Origin of the sequence: Bacillus sp. JJ1127 (genome assembly GCF_036965845.1) — a bacterium.
Taxonomy (GTDB): Bacteria; Bacillota; Bacilli; order Bacillales; family Bacillaceae_G; genus Bacillus_A.
The window spans coordinates 1-982 of sequence record NZ_JBALQK010000297.1 but is presented as its reverse complement, the minus strand read 5'-3'; the positions used below and the strand labels follow the sequence as shown (position 1 = coordinate 982).

At 31.3% G+C, this 982-nt stretch carries 1 protein-coding gene and 1 pseudogene; both read left to right on the top strand.

The features are described 5' to 3' along the window. Positions 1 to 352: sugar phosphate nucleotidyltransferase (locus V7183_RS22990; RefSeq protein ID WP_335360957.1), on the top strand; the 352-nt coding region annotated here is incomplete at its 5' end. 20 nt (positions 353 to 372) lie between these two features. Next, positions 373 to 982, top strand: a pseudogene (locus V7183_RS22985) (glycosyl transferase); the annotation flags it as partial.

The window sequence follows — 982 nt, the reverse complement described above, 5'->3', positions numbered from 1 at the left end:
TATTAATGACCTTATAAAATTCCATAAAGAAAAAGGAAAAATCGCAACATTAACAGGTATTAAAAAGAATAGTCAATATGGTCTATTACAGGTCGAAAATGGGATAGCTGTAGATTTTAAGGAAAAGCCCTTGCTTGATGCGTTAATAAATGGAGGCTTTTTTGTATTTAACAGGGGGATATTTGATTATTTGAATTCCGAGAATGATTGCATTCTTGAAGAAGAACCACTACGTAATTTAATACAGAATCATGAACTTGCAGTTTATGAGTACAATGATTTTTGGATTAGTGTAGATACCCCAAAAGACCTAAAAGATGCAAATGAAACTTGGAATCCAAACAAAAAATAGTTGAGAGGAATGAATAAACATTGAACTTTAATGATGAAAAGAAAAATTTACCCCGCCTATATATTTCCACTAAAGTAGAAGAAGATGTTCAGATACCCCCAGATATAAATTCACCTCAAAAAACTACTATTAAGAAAATGAATCCTCTTTTCTATAATAAACAGACTGCTGAATCTAGAAACCACTTTTGTACCATAGTAGGGACAGAATATGTAGTCAAAATAATTGCATTACAACAGTCTTTATTAAAGAGTGCCCAAAAATTCACACTGTGGATTTGCTGCATAGATTCAGTTGCGTATTCGATATTAAAAGGAATGAATTTGATTAATGTAAACCTTTTACCAGTAGATGATGTAGAAGATGAAAATCTAAAAGAAATAAAGAAAAAAAGGAAAGTTAACGAGTATTGTTGGACTTTAAAGTCCATATTAATTGAATATTTATTGGTAAATTATGATTTACCATCTGTTCTTTATTGTGATGGTGATTTATGTTTCTTCTCTGATCCTAACACTATATTTGAAGAGTGGGGGGAGAATTCTATCTTGCTTTGTCCACAGAGAGATCGTGATTGGGTAGAAGAAAAATATGGGAAGTATCAGGCAGGACTAATTGGATTTAAAAATG